Origin of the sequence: Sphingomonas phoenicis, assembly GCF_047238005.1 — a bacterium.
Taxonomy (GTDB): Bacteria; Pseudomonadota; Alphaproteobacteria; order Sphingomonadales; family Sphingomonadaceae; genus Sphingomonas.
On sequence record NZ_JBDFMC010000002.1, the window covers coordinates 3,536,845 to 3,562,792 of the forward strand.

The 25,948-nt window shown below is 71.3% G+C and carries 13 protein-coding genes; 7 read left to right on the top strand and 6 right to left on the bottom strand.

Features of this window, described 5'->3' with window-relative positions; translation table 11 throughout:
• Positions 1–28 precede the first annotated feature (28 nt).
• The 3 genes from ABC319_RS17735 to ABC319_RS17745 all read right to left on the bottom strand — a co-directional run bounded on the left by ABC319_RS17735 (position 29) and on the right by ABC319_RS17745 (position 5,756).
• Positions 29–1,630, bottom strand: a complete 1,602-nt coding sequence (locus ABC319_RS17735; RefSeq protein WP_413071488.1) for a DUF5597 domain-containing protein — start codon at positions 1,628–1,630, stop codon at positions 29–31.
• Positions 1,627–3,918 carry a WD40/YVTN/BNR-like repeat-containing protein gene (locus ABC319_RS17740; RefSeq protein ID WP_413071489.1) on the bottom strand — a complete coding sequence of 764 codons (2,292 nt, stop codon included), beginning with the start codon at positions 3,916–3,918 and terminating at the stop codon, positions 1,627–1,629. The genes ABC319_RS17735 and ABC319_RS17740 overlap by 4 nt, the downstream gene beginning before the upstream one ends.
• Before the next feature lie 752 nt (positions 3,919–4,670).
• Positions 4,671–5,756 (bottom strand): LacI family DNA-binding transcriptional regulator, encoded by a 1,086-nt coding sequence (locus ABC319_RS17745; RefSeq protein WP_413071490.1) that lies wholly within the window; start codon positions 5,754–5,756, stop codon positions 4,671–4,673.
• 254 nt (positions 5,757–6,010) lie between these two features.
• On the opposite strand from ABC319_RS17745, the gene ABC319_RS17750 reads away from it, so the two are divergent.
• The 4 genes from ABC319_RS17750 to ABC319_RS17765 all read left to right on the top strand — a co-directional run bounded on the left by ABC319_RS17750 (position 6,011) and on the right by ABC319_RS17765 (position 16,663).
• Positions 6,011–6,988, top strand: coding sequence for an alpha/beta hydrolase (locus tag ABC319_RS17750; RefSeq protein ID WP_413071491.1), 978 nt, complete (start codon positions 6,011–6,013; stop codon positions 6,986–6,988).
• A 62-nt stretch (positions 6,989–7,050) separates the two neighbouring features.
• Positions 7,051–12,804 (top strand): alpha-2-macroglobulin family protein, encoded by a 5,754-nt coding sequence (locus ABC319_RS17755; RefSeq protein ID WP_413071492.1) that lies wholly within the window; start codon positions 7,051–7,053, stop codon positions 12,802–12,804.
• Between the two features lie 196 nt (positions 12,805–13,000).
• Complete coding sequence (gene pbpC, locus ABC319_RS17760) at positions 13,001–15,061, top strand: penicillin-binding protein 1C (protein WP_413071749.1); 2,061 nt, start codon at positions 13,001–13,003, stop codon at positions 15,059–15,061.
• 129 nt (positions 15,062–15,190) lie between these two features.
• On the top strand, positions 15,191–16,663 hold the full coding sequence (locus ABC319_RS17765; RefSeq protein ID WP_413071493.1) for a PAS domain-containing protein: 1,473 nt from the start codon (positions 15,191–15,193) through the stop codon (positions 16,661–16,663).
• A gap of 6 nt (positions 16,664–16,669) precedes the next feature.
• Here the strand turns inward: ABC319_RS17765 and ABC319_RS17770 are convergent, their stop codons facing one another.
• Positions 16,670–18,715 carry a hybrid sensor histidine kinase/response regulator gene (locus ABC319_RS17770; protein WP_413071494.1) on the bottom strand — a complete coding sequence of 682 codons (2,046 nt, stop codon included), beginning with the start codon at positions 18,713–18,715 and terminating at the stop codon, positions 16,670–16,672.
• 135 nt (positions 18,716–18,850) lie between these two features.
• Here ABC319_RS17770 and ABC319_RS17775 point away from each other — a divergent pair, with 135 nt between their 5' ends.
• Positions 18,851–20,926 carry a catalase gene (locus tag ABC319_RS17775; RefSeq protein WP_413071495.1) on the top strand — a complete coding sequence of 692 codons (2,076 nt, stop codon included), beginning with the start codon at positions 18,851–18,853 and terminating at the stop codon, positions 20,924–20,926.
• A 47-nt stretch (positions 20,927–20,973) separates the two neighbouring features.
• Here ABC319_RS17775 and ABC319_RS17780 read toward each other — a convergent pair whose 3' ends face one another.
• Entirely contained in the window at positions 20,974–22,377 is a 1,404-nt protein-coding gene (locus ABC319_RS17780; RefSeq protein WP_413071496.1) for an FAD/NAD(P)-binding protein, read from the bottom strand.
• Positions 22,378–22,575: 198 nt separating this feature from the next.
• Here ABC319_RS17780 and ABC319_RS17785 point away from each other — a divergent pair, with 198 nt between their 5' ends.
• Positions 22,576–23,946: a cation:proton antiporter gene (locus ABC319_RS17785; protein WP_413071497.1), complete on the top strand. Its 1,371-nt coding sequence runs from the start codon at positions 22,576–22,578 to the stop codon at positions 23,944–23,946.
• 19 nt (positions 23,947–23,965) lie between these two features.
• On the opposite strand, the gene ABC319_RS17790 is transcribed toward ABC319_RS17785, so the two are convergent.
• On the bottom strand, positions 23,966–24,517 hold the full coding sequence (locus tag ABC319_RS17790; RefSeq protein WP_413071498.1) for a 3'-5' exonuclease: 552 nt from the start codon (positions 24,515–24,517) through the stop codon (positions 23,966–23,968).
• Between the two features lie 132 nt (positions 24,518–24,649).
• Between ABC319_RS17790 and ABC319_RS17795 the strand changes: the two genes are divergently transcribed.
• Positions 24,650–25,939, top strand: a complete 1,290-nt coding sequence (locus ABC319_RS17795; RefSeq protein WP_413071499.1) for an Hsp70 family protein — start codon at positions 24,650–24,652, stop codon at positions 25,937–25,939.
• Positions 25,940–25,948 lie beyond the last annotated feature (9 nt).

Genomic DNA, 25,948 nt, shown 5'->3' on the forward strand with positions numbered 1-25,948 from the left:
GTCGTTCACTTTCCCTGCTTCGCGGCGATCAGCGATAGCGACCCATCGTGATCTTCAGCACCTGCGGGCGATCGACCAGGTTGATGCCGTAATCGGTCTGGTCGCCGTTCCAGACGCGGGTGGCGACCCAGCGGCCGTCCTTGACGCCGCCCTCTTCGACCGAGAGCATCACGGTGTTGGTTGCTCCGTCGACAGCGCCGATGGTGAGGCGGACATGGTCGCCGACGACGAGGAACTCGTCCGGCCCCATCTGCGCCACCGCGACGCCGCCGACCGGCTCCTTGCCCCAGGGAGCGGGATCGGACTTTAGCCACGACCAGTCCTTCATGCCGAACTGCCACTCTCCCCACGAAGCGGTCAGCTTCCATTTGCCGAGGACGGTGGATTGTGCCGCGTTATCATCGGGTTTGGCGGCACCCCAGGTGGCGTTCCGGGCAGCGATGCGGGACCAGTCGCGCATGATCGACCCGACTGCGGCATAGGGAAGGGCGAGGGCGTCGAGCGTGGCGGGGTCGAGATCGCGGGCGCCGAGGGGATAGTTCGAGTAGCCGGTGCCATCGATCCCGAACGGCGCGTAGCCGATCGCGCCGCGGCCGAGGGCGGCGTAGAAGAAGCGGTGGAATTCGCGCGCGTTGCCGATCTCCGGCACCATCAGCGCATTGTCGGGGCGCGAGTATTTGTCGAGATATTGTATGACGTTGGCGCTTTTGCGATCGTAGATGTCGGGGGCGGCGAAATCGATGTTGGGGGCGGCGGCCTTCCAGATGTCGAGCACGTCCTGCTGCGGTCCACCGCTGGCGACGCCGTCGGGATCGGGAACGTTCGAAGGTCCGGCCAACGAGGCATTCACGTACATCGGCAAGGACTTGGCGCGCTTTCCTGCGGCGGCGATGGCATCGACGTAGGAGGCGACGTACCAGGTGTTGAAGGCACGGTCGGCCTGCGCGCCAAAGGCCTGGGCCCAGGTACCGCGCTTGCCGGTCGCCTTTGCGAGCCTGGCCGGAATTTCCTTGGCGAACAGCGCGTTGCCGGTCGCGGAATAGTCGCGCGGGTTGCGGTAGCTGCCGGTTTCGTTCTCCGGCTGGACCATGATGACGGTGTGCTGGGGATCGTGGTCGCGGAGATATTCCATGACCTTCACGAACGCGCGCGCATCCGCCTTCATGGTCTCCGCACCATGGGCGCTGAGCACGCCGTGGTCCTTGCCATCGCGGGTTTTCATGCGTGGAAACCGACGGTTATCGAGCTTTACCCAGTCCGGCGCATAGGAATAGGAGGTGTTCTTCCAGGTGCCGAACCAGAGGAGGACGACGCGTTTGTCGTGGGTGCGGGCCTGATCGAGGAGGGTCTGGAGGAACGACAGGTCGAAGCGACCCTCGACCGGCTCGACCTGCTGCCAAGCGATTGGAACCTCTACGGTATTCGCGTGGATGCGGTCGAGCAGCGGCCAGGCGGTGGACAGCGGGTCGGCGTAGTTGGAGCTGTTGTTGACCTGCGCGCCGAGGATCGTGAACGGAGCTCCGTCGACGATCAAGGAATGGCGGCCATCATGTTGTTCCAGACGAGGAATTTGCGCGACGCCGATGGCGGGCAGGGTGGCCAGCAGGAGCGCGAACAGCTGTTTTTTCATCGTTTTTCCCCGATTGGATCGCCGTAGAAGAGGCCGCGGCCGTCGGTGCCGAGATAGACGCGGCCCGCAACCCGCGGATCGCTCGCGATGACGCGGAAGCGCAGCCCCCATTGGTGCGCTTCGTCGTTGATCCTGAACCATTTCCTGCCGAGATCGGTCGAGCGGTAGATGCCGCGGACGCCGCCCAGCGTACCCACCGCGAAGATCATGTCGTCCTTGCCGATCCCGAACAGGTCGACCGTCAACTGTCCGTTGACCGTCAAGAAAGTACGACCGGCGTCGGTGCTGCGGAAAAGGGCGGGGCCGACGCGCAGCCACAACTTCCCGATCGCACCCGGCGCGGCGACCAATGTCGCCTGAGCCTCCCGATTGGTGGTGCGGGCGGCGGAGAGATCGGCGGGCAGGCCGGTGGACGCCACGGGCGCGAAGCTGCGCGCGGCGTCGGTCGACACCAGCAGGCGGTTCGCTGCCGTGTCGACCGCGTAGAAGCGGGCGGGGTCGACCTTGTCTGCGACGGCGCGGGTGGCACCGGGCAGGCCGCGCGGCTGTTGCCAGGTGCGTCCGCGATCATGGGTCACCCGCGGTTGCGGCGTGGCGACGACGAAGGTGGCGCCATCGGCGGAGACGGTGATCGCCGCCTCTCCGACCAGATCCTCCCGCCGCGCCGGATCGCCCATCGCCGGGACCATGAGCGGGCGCCAGGTGCGGCCGCCGTCGGCGGACCAGCCGAGCGACGCGTCGCGCGGGCGATCGGCGTAGAGGCTGCCGCTGCGCACCAGCACCTGCGGCGCGCGGCCGGCATAATCGAGCGTGTTGGTGTTCGACAGATACGGATCGGTGAAGCTGGGCGCGGGGGAGCGATCGAGCCGGTCGTGGACGAAGCCCGCCAGATCGCCGAAGCCGGAGACGAGGGGCGCGCCGCCGGTCGGCGAGATCAGCGTGATGACCGCGGTCTGCTCGATCCCCGCGACCCATGGCGACCAGTCGATCGTGCCCGTGCGGTCCAGCCCGGTCGTCGCATAGACGGTGGCGCCGGTGGTATAGGCGATGCGGCGCGCGTCGAACGGATCGATGGCGAGGCCGGAGATCCAGTGGCCGAAATCGGCGCCCTTGCCCTCATGCAGGAGGAAAGGGGTGGCGGACACGTCGCGGCGGCTGCGTGCGCCGATATCGGTCCAGTGCGCGCCGCGATCGCGCGAGAGCCAGAGCGTGTCGCCGATGCCGTAGCGGTCGATCGTCGATACCGCGACGGTGCCGGGAGCGGAGCGGGCGAGCGCGACGCCGAGGAAGCCGCCGACGCTGCCGGTCGCGACGTAATCGGGCGGCGTGACGTCGCGCGCGCCCGCCGCGTCGAAGCGCCAGACCGCACCGGTGCGCGCATCGCTGGGGCCGATGCCGCTGGCATAGCCGACATAGACGGTGCCATCGGCGGCGATCGCGCCCTTCGCCGCGAGCAGATGCGCCGGTGGACCGGCGACGGGCGCCCAGCTGCGCCCGGCATCGTCGGAGCGGTAGAGATGGTGCGCGCCGGGATCGGCGACCCCCGCCCAGATGCGGCGGGAGCCGGTGGTCGCGGTGCCGCCGGCGGGATCGAAAAGGACGAACGAGACGCCGCCATGGCTGGTGCGCGGCGCGGGGCGGCCGAGCCCGGCGACGGGGAAGCCGGCGACCTTCGCCCAGGTCGCGCCGCTGTCGTCGCTGCGCCACAGCCCGTCGTGGCGCGAGCCGAACATCAGCGTCGTGGGGCGATGGGGGTCGATCGCCAGCCGCTCGCCCAGCCCGCGCCCGGCCTCGTTGCCGCCCATCGCGAACGGGACAGGGGTGATCCGCCAGTGCACCCCGCGATCGGCGGAGCGCAGGATCGCGGCGGGCAGGCGTGCGGCCATGCCGGCGGCCATGTAGACGATGTCGGGGTCGCGGGGATCGGGGGCGATGCTCTCGATACCCATATAGCTGGGCTCTGCATTGTCGTCCTGCAGCGGGATCCAGCGGTCGAGGCGGGCATCGAAGCGATAGGCGCCACCCATGTCGGTGCGCAGCCAGGCGAGCCCGCGCTCCGCCGGGCTGAAGACGATGTTCGGCGCATAGCCGCCGGCGCCGACGGTGACGTTGGTCCAGCGGTAGGGGAAGGTCGGCGCGGGCGCGGTAGCGGCTGGGACGGGGGCGGAGACTGGGACGGAGACTGGGGCGGCGTCGCGGGCGGCGAGCGGCGCGGCGCAGCAGAGCATCGCCGCCAGCAGCGTCGATCGTCCCGAGGGGCATTGTGCCGGTATCGTGCCTCTCCCCATGTCGCCGGCCGGGCGGGTCGTCCCGCCTGTCTTCGGAGCGGGTTATGCACAGAAGGTATCGCTAACACAACGCTGCGTGACGGGGTGGGCGGGGATTTGTCCGGTGTGGTGACGAGGGTTGCGGTGCTTCGGCGGGCAGTGGCGGAGGGGGTGTTGCGGGGATGCTTTCGCGGCGAGGATCGTTGTGATTGGGTGCTGTGTCCTTCACCGGCGGATCGTCGCGGGGTGGAGGCCGACGTCCGGTTGGCCGACGGCAGCGACCGAGTTGCGGGGGACGTTCCAACTGGGCCCCGGCCTTCGCCGGGGTGGTCGAGATTGGGCGAGGATCTTCTTTTGGAGCAGGGCTGGCTGGGAGGATCTTGCCCGGCGGACTCATTGCAACTCTTCCTGCCGCCCGGCGGAGGCTGGCGACCAGGATGGTGATGGCCGCGATCGAGTTGCGGGGGACGTTCCAGCTGGGCCCCGGCCTTCGCCGGGGTGGTCGGGATGGGGCGAGGATCTTCCTTTAAAGCAGGGCTGGATGGGAGGATCTTGCCCGGCGGAGACACCGCAAATCTTCCACCCCGGCGTAGGCCGGGGTCCAGTAGGGTGACGGCCGCGACCGAGTTGCGAGGGATGTTCCAGCTGGGCCCCGGCTTTCGCCGGGGCGGGACAGGGGTTCTGGAGCGATCGCGCGATGGGGAAGGGCCGGGAGGATCTTTCCCGGTCATCGGGGTCCGTCAAACCGCGACGGGTTCGCCGTCCGTCCGTCGTCAGCGCGGGCGGACGGGGGGGCGGCGGCGGGGGGCGGCGTCTGACTGGCGGCGGATCAGGGTGTAGTCGAGGGTCAGGTGGCGGATGTCGGCATCGCCGGTGCGCCTGGCGCGCAGCATGGTGGTGAGCAGCTCGACCGAGGCACGCGACATGTCGGCGATCGGCTGGTGGATGGTGGTCAGTTCCGGCCAGATCGTCGTCGCGATGGCGCTGTCGTCGAAGCCGCAGACCGTCAGGTCGCCCGGCACGTCCAGCCCGCGGCGATGGGCGACGGCGACGACGGCGGCGGCCATGTCGTCGTTGCTGGCGAAGATGGCGGAGGGGGGATCGTCGCGGTCGAGCAGCTCGTCGGCGGCGTCGAGGCCCGAGCGATAGGTAAAGAGGCCGGCGGCGACCAGCCGCTCGTCGAAAGGCAGGCCGGCATCGGCGAGGGCGGCGCGGTAGCCCTCCAGCCGCTCGTCGCTGGCGGTCAGGTTCGGGTTGCCGGTGATGAAGCCGATCCGGGCATGGCCGAGTTCGATCAGGTGTCGCGTCATCTCCTGCGCGGCGGCGCGATCGTCGATCGAGATGGCGGCGGCCTCCGGCGGGGGACAGCCGGTGGCGACGACGACGGTGGGGATGCGCGCGTCGATCAGCACGTCGAGCACCGCGCGGGCGTCGCAGAGCGGCGGCGGCAGGATGATCCCGTCGATGCCGCTGCCGACCAGCCGCTCGGCGACCGTCCGCGCCTCGTCCCCGACCTCGCATTTCTGGACGACGAGCTGGATGTCGGACCGGCCGGCCTGATCGAGGCTGCCGACCAGGAACTCGCTGAGATAGGCGGCGCTGGGATTGGAATAGAGGAGCGCGAGGCGGATCTGCGAGGCGCCGGCCAGGCTGCGCGCGGCGCGGTTGGGCGCATAGTTGAGCTGGGCGATGGCGGCGTTGACCGTCTCGCGCGTGGCGTCGCGCACGTTGCTCTCGGCGTTGATGACGCGCGACACGGTCATGGTCGAGACACCGGCGAGTTTCGCCACGTCGGCGATGGTCGGGGCGCCGCCCTGGCGCCCATGCGCGGTGCGCGGCTTGCGCGGTGCCTTGGTCATGATCCTCGCTAGTCGCAGCGATAGCTGGCGCGCAAGGGGCTGTCGGTCGCGGATCGGGACCGGTTCGGGGCAACGCCGTGCCCCTGACGGCGATCGGGCGAGGCGAGGCCGGTCCGGATGGAGGCGGTCGTACCGGCAGGGGCATTGGCCCTGGGCTCCTGCGGTCGCAGGAACGCGGAGGATCGGCGGGGTGGGTGGCGATCGGGCCCATGGGTGGAGTATGCCGGGCGCGAACGAGAGCAGAGGAATGCGCGATGGCGGGGTTGACGATCGATCGGCGGGCGGTGCTGGGCGGGCTGGCGGCGAGTGCGGCGGTGCCGCTGGCGGCGCAGGCGCCCGTGCCGGCGGCGGCGGGCGAGACGATCGCCCTGTGGCCGGGACGGGCGCCAGGGGCGCCGGCGACGCTGCCGGTGCCGAAGACCGAGCAGCGGTCGAAGCAGGCGGGCTTCGACGATCGCTGGCTGACCGGGATCGACCGGCCGACCCTGACGGTCAGGCGGGCGGCCAGCCCGAACGGGGCGGCGGTGATGCTGGTGCCGGGTGGCGGCTATGGCTTCCTGGCGTGGGACAATGAGGGCGAGGAGCAGGCGCGGTGGCTGACCGCGCTGGGGGTGACGTGCTTCATCCTCAGCTATCGCCTGCCGGGCGAGGGCTGGACGCCGCGGGCGACGGCGCCGCTGGCCGATGCGCAGCGCGGGCTGCGGCTGATCCGGGCGCGGGCGGCGCAGTACGGCGTCGACCCGCGGCGGATCGGGGTGCTGGGCTTTTCCGCGGGCGGGCACCTCGCCGGCAGTTTGGCGACGCGGGCGGACGAGCGGGTCTATGCGCCGGTCGACGCGGTCGACCGGGTGTCGGCGCGGCCCGACCTGGCGGCGCTGGTGTATCCGGTGGTGAGCTTCGCGGCGGCGTTCACGCATGGCGGCAGCCGCGACAACCTGCTGGGCCCGGCACAGAGCAAGGCGGAGCGGCGCGCCTTCTCGGTCGAGACGCGGGTGACCGCGGCGACGCCGCCGATCTTCCTGGCGCATGCCAGCGACGACGATCTGGTGCCGGTCGCCAACAGCCTGGCGCTGTACGGCGCGATGGTGGCGGCGGGGCGCGAGGGCGAGCTGCACTGTTTCGACAAGGGCGGGCACGGGTTCGGCGTGCGCCTGCCCAAGGGAACGCCGGCGGCGGCGTGGCCGCAGTTGCTGGCCGCCTATGCCCGGCGCACGGGGCTGTTGCCGGCCTGAGGCGGGGCGCTGGACTTGTCCGGCGGGTCGGGTAGCGTGGGTGCGATCGGCGGGGATGGCGGATGAGGTTCACGGTTCGGCTCGCACTGATGGCGCTGGCCATCGCACCGCTCGCGGCGTCGGGCGACAGCAGCCCGCAGGTGGTGCTGGCGACGCCGGGTGCGGGTGGGGGCGCGATCGAGCGGTTCACGATCCGGTTCAGCCAGCCGATGGTCGCGCTGGGCGATCCGCGCGCAACCGGGCCGCTGGCGGTCGACTGCGCGGTCGGTGGCGAGGGGCGCTGGGTCGACCAGCAGACGTACGTCTGGGAGTTCGCGACGCCGCTGCCGGGGGGGACCGCGTGCACGATGCGGACGCGCGAGGGATTGAAGAGCGTCGCCGGCTATGCGCTGGCCGGGCAACAGACGTTCCGCGTCGATGCCGGCGGGCCGGTGGCACGCGCGGTGCTGCCGGGTAGCGGCGACATCGAGGAGGACCAGGTGTTCCTGGTCGCATCGAACATGGCGGCGATGCGGGGTTCGGTGGCGGCGAACGCCTATTGCGCGGTGGACGGAATCGGCGAGCGGATTGCGGTCGACGTGCTGCCGGCGGCGCTGCCGGCCAGGCTGCTGGGGCGGCTGGGCACGGACCGGTGGGAGGTGCAGAGCTTCCTCGACCGCGCGGGCCTGCCGACGACGGTGCCGGCGGATGCGGCGGCGCGGGCGCGGATGCTGGGGAGCGTGACGGCGCTGAAATGCCGCCGCCCGCTGCCGCCGGGGCGCGACGTGGCGCTGGTGTGGAGTGCGGGAATCGCGGGCGCGGGCGGCCGGCTGGCGGGGGCGGACCAGCGGTTCGACTATACGGTGCGCCAGCCGTTCACGGCGCGGTTCGAATGCTCGCGGGTCAACCCGCAGGCGGGGTGCAGTCCGGTCGAGAAGGCGTATGTCCGCTTCGCCGCGGCGGTGCCGATGAGCCAGGCGGCGGCGGTGCGGATCGTGACGGCGGACGGGCGGCAGATCGCGCCGGTGTTCGGCGACGACGAAAGGCGGCGGGCGACGGTGTCCGACGTGTCGTTCGCCACCCCGCTGCCGGCGGGGGTCGATGCGCGGCTGGTGCTGCCCGCCGGCATCCGCGACGAAAGCGGGCGCGCGCTGGCCAATGCGGCGCGGTTTCCGCTCGACATCCGGTTCGACGCGGCGCCGCCGCTGGTGAAGTTCGCCGCCGGCTTCGGCATCCTGGAAGCAAAGCAGGGCGGCGTGCTGCCGGTGACGGTGCGGGGCGTGGAGCCGGCGCTGCAGGGGCGGCGACTGGGCGTGCAGGGGCAGCGCATCCGCGTCGACGGATCGGACGGCGAGGTGGCGCGGTGGCTGCGCACCGTCGACGATGCCGACGACACGCGGATCGAGGAGATCGAGCGGAACGGCGAGACGGTCAGGATCAATCACACCGGCGAGACGCCGATCCTGAAGCCCGGCACGGGCGAGGGAATGACGGTCGCGCTGCCGGGCAAGGGCCGCGATTTCGAGGTGGTGGGCATCCCGCTGGGCAAGCCCGGATTCTACGTCGTCGAGCTGGCGAGCCCGGTGCTGGGCCGCGCGCTGCTGGGGCGGAACGTGCCGCGCTATGTCGCCAGCGCGGCGCTGGTCACCGACATGGCGGTACATTTCAAATGGGGGCGCGAGCGGAGCCTGGCGTGGGTGACGCAGCTGTCCGACGGCAAGCCCGCCGCCAATGCCGAGGTGCGGGTGACCGACAGCTGCACCGGCAAGCTGCTGGCGCGCGGCGTGACCGACCGGACCGGCGGGCTGTTCGTGCCGGCGGGCCTGCCGCAGCCCGAGACCTATGCCAGCTGCACCGATGCGACCGGGCCGCATGCCCTGATGGTGTCGGCACGGCGCGGCGACGATTTCAGCTTCACCCTGACCGACTGGGGCGAGGGGATCCGGCCGTACGATTTCGACCTGCCGTACGGCTATGCCGCGCGGGGGGAAACGGTGCACACCGTGTTCGACCGCGCACTGGTCCGCCAGGGCGAGACGATCCACATGAAGCACATCCTGCGCCGCCCGACCGCCGCCGGCTTCGCGCTGTCGCCGGGGGTGACGGGCACGCTGAAGCTGACGCACCGGGGATCGGACACGCAGTTCGAGCTGCCGCTCAGGATCGACGCGAACGGCATCGGCGAGACGGCGTGGACCGCGCCCAAGGGTGCGCCGATGGGCGATTACGACCTGTCGATCGTGGCCGGGGACCGCTCGATCGAGACAAGCCAGTCGTTCCGCGTCGACGAATATGTGCTGCCGACGATGCGCGCCACGGTGACCGGGCCGAAGGGCGCGGCGGTGCGGCCGGCCAGCGTGCCGCTGGACCTGTTCGTGGGATATCTGTCGGGCGGGGGCGCGTCGAACCTGCCGGTCGACCTGCGCGTCGGCTGGTTCGCGCATTCGGCGACGCCGGAGGGGTATGACGGATACAGCTTCGGCGGGCGCGCCGTCAGCGAGGGTGTGCGCCCGCTGGACGGCGACGGCGAGGAGGAACGGACCGAGCTGCCGCCGACGCAGACGCTGCCCGCGACGCTGGGCGGGGATGGCACCGCGCGGCAGACGGTCGCGGTGCCGCAGGGGCTGGACGGCAGCGCCGACATGCAGGTCGAGATGGATTATCGCGACGCGAACGGCGAGGTGCTGACCGCGTCGCGGACGATCCCGATCTTCGCGTCGGGCGTGCAGCTGGGCGTGAAGACCGACGGCTGGCTGATGAAGCAGGACGACCTGCGGCTGCGCTTCGTGGCGCTGGACACGGCGGGCAAGCCGATCAGGGGGCAGAAGATTTCGGTCGCGCTGTACAGCCGGCAGGTGCTGACCGCGAGGCGGCGGCTGATCGGCGGGTTCTACGCGTACGACAACCAGATGCGGACGACGCGGATCGACGCCGGCTGCACGGCGACGACCGATGCGCAGGGGCTGGCGCAGTGCCAAGTCGATCCCGGCGTATCGGGCGAGGTGTACGCCGTCGCCACCACCCAGGACGCCGAGGGACACGTCGCGCGGGCGGTGCGCAGCGTGTGGCTGGCCGGCAACGACGACTGGTGGTTCGGCGGCGACAATGGCGACCGGATGGACGTGGTGCCCGAGAAGCAATCCTACGCCGCCGGCGAGACCGCGCGGTTCCAGGTGCGGATGCCGTTCCGCGAGGCGACCGCGCTGGTGACGGTGGAGCGCGAGGGCGTGCTGTCAAGCTTCGTCACGCAGCTGTCGGGCAGCGATCCGGTGGTGTCGGTGCCGATGGACGGCGCCTATGCCCCGGACGTGTTCGTGTCGGTGATGGTGGTGCGCGGACGGACGACGAGCGGGTTCTGGAGCTGGCTGCACCGCATCGCACGGACATTGGGGCTGAGCGACACGCCCGACGACGCGCCCGAGCCGACCGCGCTGGTCGACCTGGCCAAGCCGGCATACCGAATGGGCATCGCCAAGGTGAAGGTGGGGTGGGAATCGCACCGGTTGCAGGTGGGCGTAAGAGCCGACCGCGAACGCTATGCCCCGCGCGATACCGCGCAGGTGACGGTGCAGGTCCGCGACCCGCAGGGCCGGCCGGCACGAACCGCCGACGTCGCCTTCGTCGCGGTGGATCAGGCGCTGCTGCAACTGGCGCCCAACGGCAGCTGGGACGTGCTGACCGCTGAGATGGGCGAGCGGCCGCTGTCGGTACTGACCGCGACGGCGCAGATGCAGGTCGTCGGCAAGCGGCATTACGGGCGCAAGGCGGTGGAGGCCGGCGGTGGTGGCGGCGGCGACGCATCGGGGCTGAACCGCGAGAATTTCCAGCCGGTGCTGCTGTGGCGGGGCCGGGTGGCGCTGGATGCGCAGGGGCGGGCACGGGTGGCGGTGCCGCTGTCCGACGCGCTGTCGTCGTTCCGGCTGGTGGCGGTGGCGACGCAAGGGGCGCAGCTGTTCGGGACGGGCAGCACCGACGTGCGCACCGCGCAGGACCTGTCGATCTATGCCGGGCTGCCGCCGCTGGTGCGGACGGGGGATTTCTATGCCGCCGGCTTCACCCTGCGCAATGGTTCCGCGAGCGCGATGACGGTGACCGCCGAGGTCGACGTGTTCCCGCGCGTCGCCACGGGCAAGCCGCTGACGGTGACGATCCCGGCGGGCGGCGCGGCGCCGCTGGCGTGGAACCTGACCGCGCCCGAGGGGGTCGACACGCTCCGCTGGCAGGTGCGGGCGCGGACCGCCGACGGGCGGGCGGCGGACCAGGTGACGGTGACGCAGGACGTGGTGCCGGCGGTGCCGGTCGAGGTGTGGGCGGCGACGCTCCTGAGGGTAGGCGAGGGGGCAAGAGTCGGCGCGGGATCGACGATCCCGATCGCGGCACCGGCGGGGGCGCTGCCGGGACGGGGCAGCGTCGACGTGCGGCTGGCCGATACGCTGGCGCCGCCGCTGGCGGGGGTGCGCGATTATATGAGCCGCTATCCCTATGACTGTTTCGAGCAGCGGCTGTCGCGGATCGTGGTGCTGGGCGATGCGGCGGGCTGGGCACGGCTGGCGGGCGAGATCCCGACCTATCAGGCGCCCGACGGGCTGCTCCGCTATTTCCCCGGCGACACGATGACGGGGTCGGAGGCGCTGACCGCGTACGTCCTGTCGATCACGGGCGAGGCGGGGCTGGCGGTGCCCGAGGCGGCACGGACGCGGATGGTCGAGGCGATGAAGGCGGTGCTCGACGGGCGGTTGCGGCGCGAGGATTATGGCGACGTCCGCCTGCAACGCGTCGCCGCGCTGGCGGCGCTGGCGCGGGCGGGGGCGGCGACCCCGGCGATGCTGGGGCAGATCGGCCTGCCGATGGCCGACATGCCGACCGCGACGCTGGCCGATTACCTGGCGGCGCTGGACCGGATACCCGGGCTGGCCAACGGTGCGGCCCTGCGCGCGGAGGGCGAGCGGGTGCTGCGCAGCCGGCTGGCGTACGAGGGCACGCGGCTGGACCTGACCGACCAGTCGTCGGCATCGTGGTGGCTGATGTCGTCGGGCGACGAAGCGGCGATCAAGGCGGTGCTGGCGACGCTGGGCCGGCCCGGCTGGCAGGAGGACGGGCCGCGGATGATGGCGGGCACCGCGCTGCGCCAGACGCGCGGGCACTGGGACACGACGACGGCGAATGCCTGGGGCGTGGTGGCGGCGCGGCGGTTCGCGGCGCTGTACCCGGCCGGGGCGGTGGCGGGCACGACGACGCTGGCATACGGCACGCGGACCGTGGCCCGCGGCTGGCCGCTGGCGGCGGCGGCGCGGACGGTGTCGTTCCCGCTGGCCGCCGCGCCGGCGCCGCTCCGGCTGGCGCAGGCGGGCGGGGCGGGGCCGTGGGCGAGCGTGTCGGTATCGGCGGCGGTGCCGCTGACCCGGCCGCTGGCGGCGGGATACCGGATGACGCGGCAGGTGGCGGTGGTGCAGGCGCGCAACCCCGGCCGGCTGACCCGTGGCGACGTGGTGCGTGTGACGATCGCGGTCGACGCGGCTGCCGAGCGCAACTGGGTGGTGGTGAGCGACCCGATCCCGGCCGGTGCCACGATCGTCGGCGATCTGGGCGGGCAATCGGCGATGCTGCAATCCGGCGAGAACGGCGACGGCGTGCAGCCCGCCTATGTCGAACGGGGGCGCGATGCGTGGCGGGGCTATTTCGCGTGGGTGCCGCGCGGGCGGTTCACGGTGTCGTACACGCTGCGCCTGAACGGCGCGGGGCGGTTCGGCCTGCCGCCGAGCCGGGTTGAGGCGATGTACTCGCCCGCGATCCGTGCGGCGGTGCCGAATGCGCCGGTGGTGGTGGGGGTGCGGTGAGGGGGCGCCAACATGCCCTGCGCCTCTCGCCCTTGCATGCCTCCCCGGCGGAGGCCGGGGTCCAGCTGGAATGGCTGCGGTGAATGACAACGACGGTTCGCCCAACTGGGCCCCGGCCTTCGCCGGGGAGGGGAGTGGGGGAAGATGGCGTCTCACCCGGCATGCTGGCTGGCTGATCCTCGTCCTCGTCGTCGCCATGGCGGCGCTCGCCTGGGCGACGTGGCCGCCGGCGCTGCCGGATTATGCGCAGGCGCGGAGCCGTTATCGGCCGTCGGAGGCGTGGCTGTACGACCGGCACGGGGTGCTGATCGACAGCGCGCGGGTGGATTTCGCGACGCGGCGGCTGGCGTGGGTGCCGCTGGACCGGATCGCGCCGGTGGTGCCGCGGACGGTGGTGGCGGCGGAGGATCACCGCTTCGCCACGCATGGCGGGGTGGACTGGCTGGCGATCGCCGGGTCGCTGCGGCGGCGGCTGGCGGGGCAGCCGGTGCGCGGCGCCAGCACGATCACGATGCAGGTGGCGGGGTTCCTGTCGCCCGAACTGGCGCGACCGGGCGCGCGGGGGTGGCGCGACAAGCTGCGCCAGCTGCGCGCGGCGCGGGCGCTGGAGGCGCGGTGGAGCAAGGACCAGATCCTGGAGGCGTATCTGAACCTGGCGCCGTTCCGGGGCGAGGCGCAGGGGATCGGCGCGGCGGCGATGGCGTATTTCGGCAAGGCGCCGGCGGCGTTGACCGCCGACGACGCGGTGCTGCTCGCCGCGCTGCTGCCCGACCCGCAGGCGAGTGCGGCGCGGCTGGCGGCGCGGGCGTGCCGGCTGGCGGGGGCGGTGACGTGCGACGGGTTCGAGGCGCAGGCGGCATCGATGCTGGGGCCGGCGCGCAGCCTGGCGCTGGACCCGGGACTGGCGCCGCACCTGTCCGATCGCCTGCTGACGCGGGCGGGGATGCGGGTGGCGACGACGCTGGACGCCGGGGTGCAGCGGCTGGCGATCCTGGCGCTCCGGCGGCAGTTGCAGGGGCTGGGCGGATCGCGGGCGCGCGACGGCGCGGCGGTGGTGGTCGACAATGCGAGCGGCGACGTGCTGGCCTATGTCGGCGGGATCGGCGGCGCGTCGACCGCGGCGGCGGTGGACGGGGCGAACAGCTATCGCCAGGCGGGATCGACGCTGAAGCCGTTCCTGTACGCGCAGGCGATCGAGCGCGGATACCTGACCGCGGCGTCGATCCTGGACGATTCGCCGGTGCAGCTGGACACCGCATCGGGGCTGTACGTGCCGCAGAACTACGACCGCGGGTTCAAGGGGCCGGTGTCGGCGCGGACCGCGCTGGCCGGGTCGCTGAACGTGCCGGCGGTGCGCACGCTGCTGCTGGTGGGGGTCGATCCGTTCCGCGACCGGTTGTGGGACACCGGGTATCGCGGGCTGGTGGAGGACGGGCAATATTACGGCTTCTCGCTGGCGCTGGGATCGGCGGAGGTGACGCTGCTGGAGCAGGCGGACGCGTATCGCAGCCTGGCGACCGGCGGGCGCTGGTCGCCGCTTCGCGTGCTGATGCGCGCGCCGCGGGCGGAGGGGCGCGCGGTGACGACGCCGGCGGCGGCGTGGATCGTCGGCGACATGATGGCCGATCCGAATGCGCGGGCGGCGACGTTCGGGCTCGATTCGGCGCTGCGCCTGCCGTTCTGGGCGGCGGTGAAGACCGGCACGTCGAAGGCGATGCGCGACAATTGGTGCGTTGGCTATTCCGACCGGTTCACGGTGGCGGTGTGGGTCGGCAATCTGGAGGGCGACCCGATGCGGGCGGTGTCGGGGACCAGCGGCGCGGCGCCGGTGTGGCGCGACCTGATGCTGGCGCTGCATGCGCGGGCGCCGGGCCATGCGCCGGCCGCCCCGCCGGAGGTGGAGGCGCGGACGATCGCCTTCGCCGACGGGATCGAGCAGCCGCGGCGCGAATATTTCCTCCGCGGCACCGGGCAGGCGGTGATCGCGGCGGCACCGGGCGCGGCGCGGCGGCCGCGCATCGTGAGCCCGGTGGCGGGCACCGTCTATGCGATCGATCCCGACATCCCGCCCGACCGGCAGCGGTTCGCGGTGGCGGTGACGGGCGGCGTCGCGGGGCACCGGCTGGTACTGGACGATCGCGTGCTGGGCCCGGCGGATGCGCGGCCGCAGGTGATGCCGGCGCCCGGCGTGCACCGGCTAAGGCTGGTGGACGGCGGCGGGCGGGTGGTGGATCAGCTGCGCTTCACGATCCGGTGACGGACAGACTCCGCCACGGAGCAGATCGTGATGGAATAAGCGCCTTGTTTTGCTAGGGAAGCATCGCCCCGCCACCAGGGGCTCGTGCTCGACCCGCGACGCAGCGCGATTTCGGGCCGGAGGTGAAGGTTGAGAGACGAGCAAGAGCATTCGCGCATCGAGCACGAACTGGTGCGGGAGGATCGCGGCACCGACCCCTTCTCCGCCGCCGTGCGGGCGACGCGGATGCCGATGCTGATCACCGATCCCAACCAGCCCGACAACCCGATCGTGTTCGTGAACGACGCGTTCTCGCGCCTGACCGGGTTCGACCACGACGAGATCATCGGCCGCAACTGCCGCTTCCTGCAGGGGCCGGAAACCGACCGGAGCGAGGTCGCGCGGCTGCGCGAGGCGATCGCGGCGCGGCAGCCGATCGAGCTGGAGCTGCTGAACTATCGCAAGGACGGCGAGACGTTCTGGAACCGGCTGCTCGTGTCGCCGGTGTTCGACGAGGACGGGAACGTCACCTATTTCTTCGCATCGCAGTTCGATGTCACGCTGGAGCGCGAGCGGCTGGTCCGATTGCAGCGCGACCGCGACCATCTGGAGGCGGAGGTCGACCAGCGGACCAGCGACCTGGCGCAGGCGGAGGACCGGCTGCGCTTCGCGTTGCAGGCGGCGCGGCTGGGATCGTGGAGCCTGGACCTGGCGAGCGAGCGGCTGACCGTGACCGACGGGTCGAAGGAGAATTTCGGCCGGCGGCCGGACGATCCGTTCACCTATGACGATATCAAGGCGGCGGTACACCCCGACGACCGCGCGCACCGGGACGAGGCGCTGCGCGAGGCGCTGGAGGAAACCGGCGAGTATCAGGTCGAGTACCGGATCATCACGCCGGCGGGGGAGGAGCGCTGGCTGTCGGTGCGTGGCCAGGTGTTCCACCGGGCCGACGGCACGCCGCTGCTGCTGGTCGGGGTGTCGCAGGACATCTCCGACCGCAAGCGGGCCGAGGAGCACCGGGCGCTGCTGGCGAACGAGCTGAGCCACCGGGTCAAGAACATGCTGGCGACGCTGCAGGCGATCGTGTCGCAGACGCTGCGCAACGCGACGACGCTGGAGGAGGCGGGCGAGACGCTGGCGGCGCGCATCCAGTCGATGGATTCGGCCAACGACCTGCTGGTCAGCGAACGGTGGGAGAGCGCGGCGATCCACGACCTGATCGACCGGGCGCTGGCGCCGTTCCGATCGGTCGACGGCAGCCGGTTCCGGATCGAGGGGCCGCGCGTCCGCATCCCGCCGCGGATCGCGGTGGGGCTGGCGCTGGCGCTGCACGAACTGGCCACCAACGCGGCGAAATACGGCGCGCTGTCGACCGCCGGCGGCCATGTGGCGGTGACATGGACGGTGACCGACGGGCGCAAGCCCGGCACGCTGCATTTCCGCTGGCAGGAGATCGGCGGGCCGCCGGTCGTTCGGCCGACGCGCCTGGGCTTCGGATCGAAGCTGATCGAGCGGGTGCTGGCCAGCGAGATCGACGGCACGGTGGAGCTGGATTACCAGCCCGCCGGCGTCGTGTTCACCGCGGTCGCGACGCTGCCGGAGATCGATGCCGAGGGCTGAGGATCGTCAGGCCCCGGCTTTGCCCCCGTCGTCGGTGGTGAAGCCGGGTACGATCGCGGCAAGGCTGGCGGCGAGGTCGGCGTTGCGGAAGGGCTTGGTCAGGCGCGCGGTGTCGATGGCGATGCCGTCCGCCTCCGCATAGCCGGACACGATCAGGACCGGCAGGTCGGGCCGCAGCGAGCGCAGCCGGCTGGCGAGGTCGGCCCCCGTCATCCCGGGCATCAGATGGTCGGTGACGACGACGGCGGGGGCAAGCCCCCCGTCGATCTGGTGCAGCGCCTCCTCCGCCGTCGATGTCTCGACCACGTCGAAGCCGAGATCGCCGAGCATGTCGGCGGTGGTCATGCGGACCAGATCCTCGTCGTCGACGAGCAGCGCGGTGCCGCGTTCCAGCAGGGCGGCGGGTGTCGCCGGCGCATCGCCGGGGACGGCGACGGGAACCAGGCTGACGGGTAGCCACAGCTCGATCGTGGTGCCAGCGTCCGGCGCGCTGTCGATCATCAGCTTGCCGCCCAGCTGGGCCACGAGCCCGTGCACCATGCTGAGCCCCAGCCCGGTGCCCTTGCCGATCCCCTTGGTCGAGAAGAACGGCTCCACCGCCCGCATCCGGGTCGGCTGGTCCATGCCGGTGCCGGTGTCGCGGACGCACAGGCGGACATAGTGGCCGCGGGGCACGCCGTCGGGATTGTCGACACGGACGCTTTCCCGGGTGGCGGCGATCGTCAGCGTGCCGCCGCCGGGCATCGCATCGCGGGCGTTCACCGCCAGGTTCAGGAGCGCCATCTCCATCTGGTTGGGATCGGCGATCGCGGGCGGCAGATCGGGATCGATCGCGACGCGGACGTCGATCTGCGGGCCGAGCGTGGAGTCGATCAGGCCCGCCAGCCCGTCGACCAGCGCGGCGATGTCGACCGGAACGGGCTGGAGCGGCTGGCGACGGGCGAAGGCGAGCAGGCGTTGTACCAGCGTCCTCGCGCGTTCTGCCGAGGCGAGGGCGCCGCCGATCAGGCGACGTTCGCGCTCGCTGCCCACGCCGCGGCGCTCCAGCAGATCCAGCGATCCGATGATCGGCGTCAGCAGATTGTTGAAATCATGAGCGACCCCGCCGGTCAGCTGGCCCATCGATTCCATTTTCTGGCTTTGGCGAAGCGCCTCCTGCGTGGCTTCGAGTTGGGCGGTGCGAGCCTTCTCCTCGGTCAGGTCGCGCACGGTCGAGTAGAGCTTTCCTCCTTCCGGCAGGGCGACCCAGGACAGCCATCGCCACTCGCCGTCGCGGGTGCGGTAGCGGTTCTCGAAGCGTAGCACCGCCTGGCCGGCGCGGACGCGCTCGAACGCGTCGCGGCTGGCGTCGCGGTCGTCGGGGTGGAGGAAGTCGAGGTAGGAACGCCCCTCGATCTCCCCTTGCTGCCAGCCGAGCGCGGCGGTCCAGGCGGGGTTCACGGCCTCGATCACGGTCGTCGACATGTCGATGACCGACAGCAGGTCGGAGCTGATCTGCCACAGGGTGCCGCTCTGCATCGCGCGGGCGATCACCCGCTGTTCCAGATCGACGTTCAGCGCATGCAGCCGCCGTTCGGCGACCACCTTGCCCGTCATGTCGCTGGCGACGTTGAGCATGCCGGCCACGTTGCCGCGGTCGTCGTGCACCGGGCTGTACGAGAATTGCCACCACGTATCCTCGGGATAGCCATTGCGCTGCATGACGAGGTGATAATCCTCGAACCACACCGCCTCGCCACCCAGCGCACGGTCGACCAGCGGCGCGATCTCTGCCCACACGTCGGACCAGACCTGCTGGAACGGGCGACCGAACGCCCAGGGATGCCGCTTGCCGAGGAACGGGGCGTAGGCATCGTTGTAGAACAGGGTAAGCTCCGGCCCCCACGCCAGCATCATGCCGTGGCGCGACGCGAGCATGGTCCGGATCAGGGTGCGCAGCGATTGCGGCCAGCCGGCACGATCGCCCAGCGGCGACGCCGGCCAGTCGATGGCGTCGAGCAGGGCGCGCGCCGGTTCATGCGGTTCGGAGGCAGGCGTGTTCCGGTCGGTCATCGGGGCGGGAAATGCTTGTGGCGCGAAGGCGATCCCGATCCGCCGGGCCGACCGCCATGATAATCGATCGCAAGTGGGCCGATCAGGGCCGGCGCTCGTTGGTCGCGGGTACACCCCTTCGATCCAGGATTTCCCATGAGCGATACAGCGACAGTGACCGGCAATGGCGGCGAGCCGCACCAGCGTGCCGATGGCGAGGGCGCGGCGGTGCTGACCACCAATCACGGCGTGCCCGTGAGCGACAACCAGAACAGCCTGAAGTCCGGCGCGCGCGGGCCCACGCTGCTCGAGGACTTCGTGCTGCGCGAGAAGATCTTCCACTTCGACCACGAGCGTATCCCCGAGCGGATCGTCCATGCGCGCGGATCGGGCGCGCACGGCACGTTTGAGGCGACCGCCGACATCAGCGACCTGTCGAGGGCCGCGGTGTTCGCGAAGGGCCAGAAGACCGAGGTGTTCGTCCGCTTCTCGACGGTTGCCGGTGGCGCCGGGTCGGTCGACACCCCGCGCGACGTGCGCGGCTTCGCGGTGAAATTCTACACCAAGGAGGGCAACTGGGACCTGGTCGGCAACAACATCCCTGTCTTCTTCATCCAGGATGCGATCAAGTTCCCCGACCTGGTCCATGCGGTGAAGATGGAGGCGGACCGCGCCTATCCGCAGGCGGGCAGCGCGCACGACACCTTCTGGGACTGGGCCAGCCTGATGCCCGAGACGACCCACATGCTGATGTGGGCGATGTCTGACCGGACGCTGCCGCGCAGTTTCCGGACGATGGAAGGGTTCGGCGTCCATACCTTCAAGCTGGTGAATGCGGAGGGCAAGGCGTCGTTCGTCAAGTTCCACTGGAAGCCCAAGCTGGGGCTGCAGTCGACGATCTGGGACGAGGCGCTGAAGCTGCAGGCCGCGGACAACGATTATCAGCGGCGCGACCTGTGGGAGGCGATCGATACCGGCGCGTTCCCCGAGTGGGAGCTGGGCATCCAGGTGTTCGACCAGGAGTTTGCCGAGGCGCAGCCCTATGACGTGCTCGACGCGACCAAGCTTATCCCGGAAGACGACGTACCGGTCAGGATCATCGGCACGCTGACGCTGGACCGCAACGTCGACAATTTCTTCGCGGAGACCGAGCAGGTCGCGTTCCTGCCGACGAACATCGTGCCGGGCATCGATTTCTCGAACGATCCGCTGCTGCAGGGGCGGCTGTTCAGCTATCTGGACACGCAGAACTCGCGGTTGGGGACGACCAACTTCCACCAGATCCCGATCAACGCTCCGCGCTGCCCGTTCGGGAATTTCCAGCGCGACGGCAAGATGCAGACGCAGGTGCCGAAGGGGCGGGCGAACTACGAGCCCAACAGCCTGGCTGCCCACGGCGAGGATGGCGGCCCGCGCGAGAGCGTGACGCGCGGCTTCGCGACGGTGAACGCGGCGACCGGGCCGGACGAGCAGGGCGACAAGCTGCGCATCCGTGCCGACCTGTTCGCCGATCATTACAGCCAGGCGCGGCTGTTCTACCGGTCGCAGACGGAAAGCGAGCAGGCGCACATCGCCTCGTCCTTCGTGTTCGAGCTGTCCAAGGTCGGGCTGCTGGATCAGGTGCCGCCGCGGATGGTGGCGAACCTGCGCAACGTCGACGAGGATCTGGCCAAGCGGGTGGCCGACGGGCTGGGCATCGACCTGCCCGAGCGGGCGGAGGCGGCGCGGGCGCCGGTCGACATGGCGCCGTCGGACGCGCTGTCGATCCACAAGAACATGAAGGACACGCTGGAGGGGCGCAGCGTCGGCATCCTGTTCGCCGACGGCAGCGACGGTACCGCGATCGACGCGGTGGTCGCGGCGGTGGATGCGGCGGGCGGCAAGCCGGTGCTGGTCTCTCCCAGGGTCGGCGGTGCGACGCTGGCTGACGGCAGCAAGCGCAAGGCGGACGGGCAGCTGGCGGGCACGCCGTCGCAGCTGTTCGACGCGGTGGCGATCGTGCTGTCCGAGGAGGGTTGTGCCGCGATGCTGAAGGAAGCGGCGGCGGTGCAGTTCGCGATGGACGCGTTCGGCCATCTGAAGGCGATCGGGGCCAGCGAGGCGGCGCAGCCGCTCCTCGACAAGGCGGGCGTGACGCCCGGCGACGGGGTGACCGGGCTGGACGCGGACTTCGTCGCGGCGGCGAAGCGACGCTTCTACGCGCGCGAGCCGGACGTGCGCACGCTGGCATAACGGAGAGGCGGGGGCGCCGCGGGGCGCCTCCGTTTCCGCAAGGCTGCCTACAGTCCTTCGCCGACCCAGTGGGCGTTGGACAGGCGGCGGGCCAGATCGGCGCACTGGCGGCGGATGTCGGGAACGGCGACGATCTCCCAGAAGCTGCCGCGCGTCATCGGCCCGATGCAGAACAGATCGGGCTGGGGCGTGCCGGCCGCGTCGACGATGCGCGAGTCGGCGTCGATGTCGATGCCCAGGCGAAGCGGATCGGGGCGCATCCGCCCGTCCGCGACCAGCCGCCGGAGCAGTGGCTCGGCAGAGCGGAGCACGTCGCCCTGCGGCCCCGTGCAGTTGACGATGCGGCGGACGACCGTCTCGCATGCGGCATCGTCGCCGCACGGGCGCCAGGTGACGCAGGCACCGTCCGCATGGGGGGCGACCGACAGGATCCTGCCCGCCACGAAGCGCAGCCGCCCGGCCGCGACCATCGCATCGATGCGGGCGGCGACCGGCGGGGCGAGGCGATGGCGATGCACGTCCCACCACGGCCGCAGATGGCGCAGGAAGCGGGCCCGCATCGCGGTGTCGGCGCGTGCCCACCAGCGCTGCGTGATCGGTCGCAGCGCGTCCACCGCCGCGCGCCAGCCCTCCGCCGCGGCGGTGCGACGCACCTGCGCGACGAGATGGGAGAGGGGTGAATCGGGCGGGTCGCCCGACCCGGCGGCGGGCGGGGCGCCATCGACATGCGCGCGGGGCGACAGGCCGCGCCGCGACAGGCCGAGGATCGTCCCCTCGAAACCGGCGGCGTCGAGCGATAGCGCCATGTCGATCGCGGTGAGCCCGGTGCCGACCAGCAGGACGCCGTCACCCGGCGCCAGCCCCGCCGCGACGTCGCCGCGCCACGGATCGTCCTGATAGATGCCCGGTGACAGCGCGGCGGGATCGAGACCGGCGGGCGGGTGCGGCGGCAGGTTGCCGAGGGTCAGTACCACCGCATCGGCGGCCAGCACCCGGCCATCGGCAAGATCGACGGCGATCCGGCCGCCGTCGCGGCGGTCGATCGCCACCGCCTCGCCCGCGATCACCGCCAGCCGGTCCGGCGCGGCGGCGCGGACCGAGGCCAGCGTGTCGCGAAGATAGGCGCCGTAGGTGGTGCGGGCGACGAAATCGCCGGCCGCCCCGTGGCCCCGCTCGGCGGCCCAGCGGGTGAAGTGGCCGGGATCGTCCGGAAACGCGCTCATGCCGCTGGCCCGGACGTTCAACAGCTGGCCCGGATGCGCGCTGCCATAGGCGACGCCGCGGCCGAGCCGGTCGGGCGCGCGCTCGACCAGCGTCGCGCGGGGGCCGCCATAGCGGATCAGGTTGACCGCCATCAGCGTCCCGCTGAACCCGCCACCGACGATCACGACATGGTCGTCGGGGGTCATCCAGCCGGCGGTGGTACCATCGAAGGGGGCGGTATCGGACATCGCCTTCCTCTGCCCGATCGAGCCGCCGGGCGAAAGCGACGGTCGATCCCCCCGTCGCCCGATCCGACCGGCCTGCGGTCTGGTCCTTACGCGTGGTGCGCGCTATCGCAGCGCCATAGATGGCCAGTGGTCGCGGGCAACTGGCGCACGTACGCCACTGCATCGCGGCGACGAAGCGGGCGAAGGGGAGGGACGATCGTGGAAGAGTGGTGGGACAGCCTGACGACGACCGCGGCGGGCGTGCTGTCGCCGCACGGTCCGGCGGTGCAGGCGGCGGCGCAAAGCTATGCGCCGGGTGACTTCAGCATCCATTTCTTCCTGCAGCTGGCCGTCATCCTCGTCACCTGTCGCGTGGTCGGCTGGCTGGGGCAGAAGTTCCTCGGCCAGCCGCAGGTGGTGGGGGAGATGATCGCCGGCGTCCTGCTGGGCCCGTCGCTGCTGGGGCTGGTGTTCCCCGGCGTGCAGGGCGCGATCTTTCCCAAGGAGACGCGCAACGTCCTTTATGCCGGGGCGCAGCTGGGCGTGGGGCTCTACATGTTCCTGGTCGGCACCACGCTGCGCCTCGATCATTTCAGGTCGAAGGCGCGGGCGGCGTCGATGGTGTCGCTGGCCGGGATCGCGGCGCCGTTCGCGATCGCGGTGCTGATCACCCCGCTGCTGCTGACCGTACCCGGCCTGTTCACCGCGGGAATCAGCCAGACCAACGCGACGCTGTTCCTGGGCGCGTGCATCGCGCTGACGGCGTTCCCGATGCTGGCGCGGATCATCAACGAGCGCGGGCTGGCCGATTCGTCGCTCGGCACGCTGTCGCTGACTGCGGGCGCGTTCGACGATGCGTGTTCGTGGTGCGTGCTGGCGATCGTGCTGGCGACGTTCGGCGGGGGCGCCGGCGTCGCGATCCTGGCGATCGGCGGCGGGCTGGCCTGGGCGGCGTTCGTGATCCTGGCGGGGCCGCGGCTGCTGGCGCCGATCGCACGGATGGTGGAGCGGGAAGGGCAGATGAGCCTGAGCGCGTTCGCGTTCGTGATGATCGCCTTCTGCCTGTCGGCGTTCCTGATGGACGTGGTGGGCATCCACGCGATCTTCGGCGGCTTCATCCTGGGCGCGGTGATGCCGCGCGGGCTGCTGACCACCGAGCTGAAGCGCAAGCTGGAGCCGCTGACGGTCGTGCTGCTGCTGCCGATGTTCTTCACCTATTCGGGGCTGAACACGCGGATGGACATGGTCAATTCCGGGTCGCTGCTGCTGATCGCGCTGGGCATCCTGGTCGCATCGGTGCTGGCGAAGGGTGGCGCCTGTTACCTGGCGGCGCGGCTGTCGGGCGAGGACAACCGGACCGCGCTGGGCATCGGCGCGCTGATGAACTCGCGCGGGCTGATGGAGCTGATCATCATCAACATCGGCCTGCAGAAGGGGATCATCGGGCCGACCCTGTTCTCGATGCTGGTGCTGATGGCGATCGTGACGACGATGATGGCCAGCCCACTGTTCGAGCTGTTCTATGGCCGGAAAGGGCGCGAGACGGGGGAACTGGCGGAGCTGGACCGCGCAACGGTGGCGGCCGGCTGACCGCCGCCGCCGGCGGATATCACCCGGACAACTGGATCAGCTCGCGTGCGGCCTGCCGTGCGCGGGCCCAAGTCTCGTACTCGGCCATGGCATCGGCGAGCGCACGGTGCGCCGGGCGATCGCCCCTGGCGGCGGTCGCGCGGGCGATAATGTTGTGGATCTCGACATCCAGCCGGGCCGCCGGCAGCACGGGGCGCAGGATCTCGGCACAGGTATCGCGCAGGGCATCGTCGGTGTCGCGCAGCCGCAGGCTGTGGCGCGGGATGTCGGCGCTGCGCAACAGGTGGCTGAGCCACTTGCCGTCCCACGATGGCGCGCTGGCGAACAGCTCGTGATCGGTCAGCGCCTCGACCATCCGGCGGGCGACCGCATCGTGCGGCTCGCCCTGATCCAGCAGCAACGCGCGATCGATGCCGTGGATCGCCTGCGCCGCCGGATCCCAGTCGGTCCAGTCGGGCGCCGGTGCGATCAGGTGGCTTTCGGAGCGACCGTCCTGGAACACCCACGCCACCTCGATCGGATAGCTGCGATCGGACAGCGACGATGCCTCGAAATCCAGGAAGACCTTCATCCGACCCGCCTGGACTGTTCCGGGCGCGCCGCCAAGTACACCGATCATGTTTCCCCGCCTGCGAAGGCGGCTCGACGCGTATCGCGGCGGACGATAAGGCCACCGGCCCGCCCGCTTGCCCGGACCCGACCCATGATCGCGACCACTGGCCGGGCCGTCGGCCTGGATTTCGGCACCACCAACACCGTCGCGGCGATCGCCGCAGCCGGTGGCGACGAGGCCGCGCTGGTGCGGATGGACGACCGCGACGCGGTGTTCCGCACCGCGCTGTGCTTCTGGCACGACGAGGAGGTGCGCGGTGGCATCGCGGTCGAGGCGGGGGCCGCGGCGATCCGCGAGTATCTGGAGTTTCCCGCCGACAGCCGTTTCCTTCAGTCGTTCAAGTCGGTCGCGGCGAGCGCGTCGTTCGACAGCGCACCGGTATTCGACAAGCGGTACCGCTTCGAGGAACTGGGGCAGCTGTTCCTCGGCAAGCTGGCGGGCCATGCCGGGCGCGCGCTGGAGGGCATCGACCGACTGGTGGTCGGGCGGCCGGTCACCTGGGCGGGATCGCGGCCCGACGAGGCGCTGGCGCGGACGCGGTACGACGCGATGTTCGCCGGCTTCGCGGGCGAGGTACGCTATGTCTACGAACCGCTCGCCGCCGCCTATGGCCATGCCGTACGGCTGACCGAGCCGACGACGCTGCTGGTCGCCGATTTCGGCGGCGGGACCAGCGACTTCTCGGTGGTGCGTGTCGCGGCGCCCGGTGCGGAGCGGCGCTGCGTGCCGCTGGGCCATGCGGGTATCGGGCTGGCCGGCGACCGGTTCGACGCGCGGATCGTCGACAAGCTGGTGCTGCCGTTCCTGGGGAAGGGTGGCCAGTACCGATCGTTCGACAAGGTGCTGGACATCCCCGGCGGCTATTTCGCCGACGTGGCCGACTGGTCGAAGCTGGCGATGATGCGCAACCGCCGGACGCTGGCCGAACTGGATCGGCTGCGCCGCAGCGCCGTCGATCCGGCGGCGGTCGGGCGGATGATCGCGCTGATCGAGCAGGAACTGGGCTTCGCGCTCTACGACGCGGTCGGCCGGCTGAAGCGGGCGCTGTCCGATACCGATGCGGCGACGTTCGCGTTCGAGGGAGGCGATATCGCGATCGAGGCGGCGGTGACCCGCGCCGAGTTCGAGGGGTGGATCGCCGACGATCTGGGCCGGATCGCCGCGACGGTCGACCGGGCGCTCGCCGCGGCCGGCGTCGGGGCGGAGGACATCGACCGCGTGTTCCTGACCGGCGGTACATCGCTGGTCCCGGCGGTCCGCTCGATCTTCACCCGCCGGTTCGGGGCCGGGCGGATCGAGAGCGGCGGCGAGCTGACCTCGATCGCGAGCGGGCTGGCGTTGATCGCGCAGGCGGACGACCGGGACGCCTGGGCGGCCTGACCGGACCGG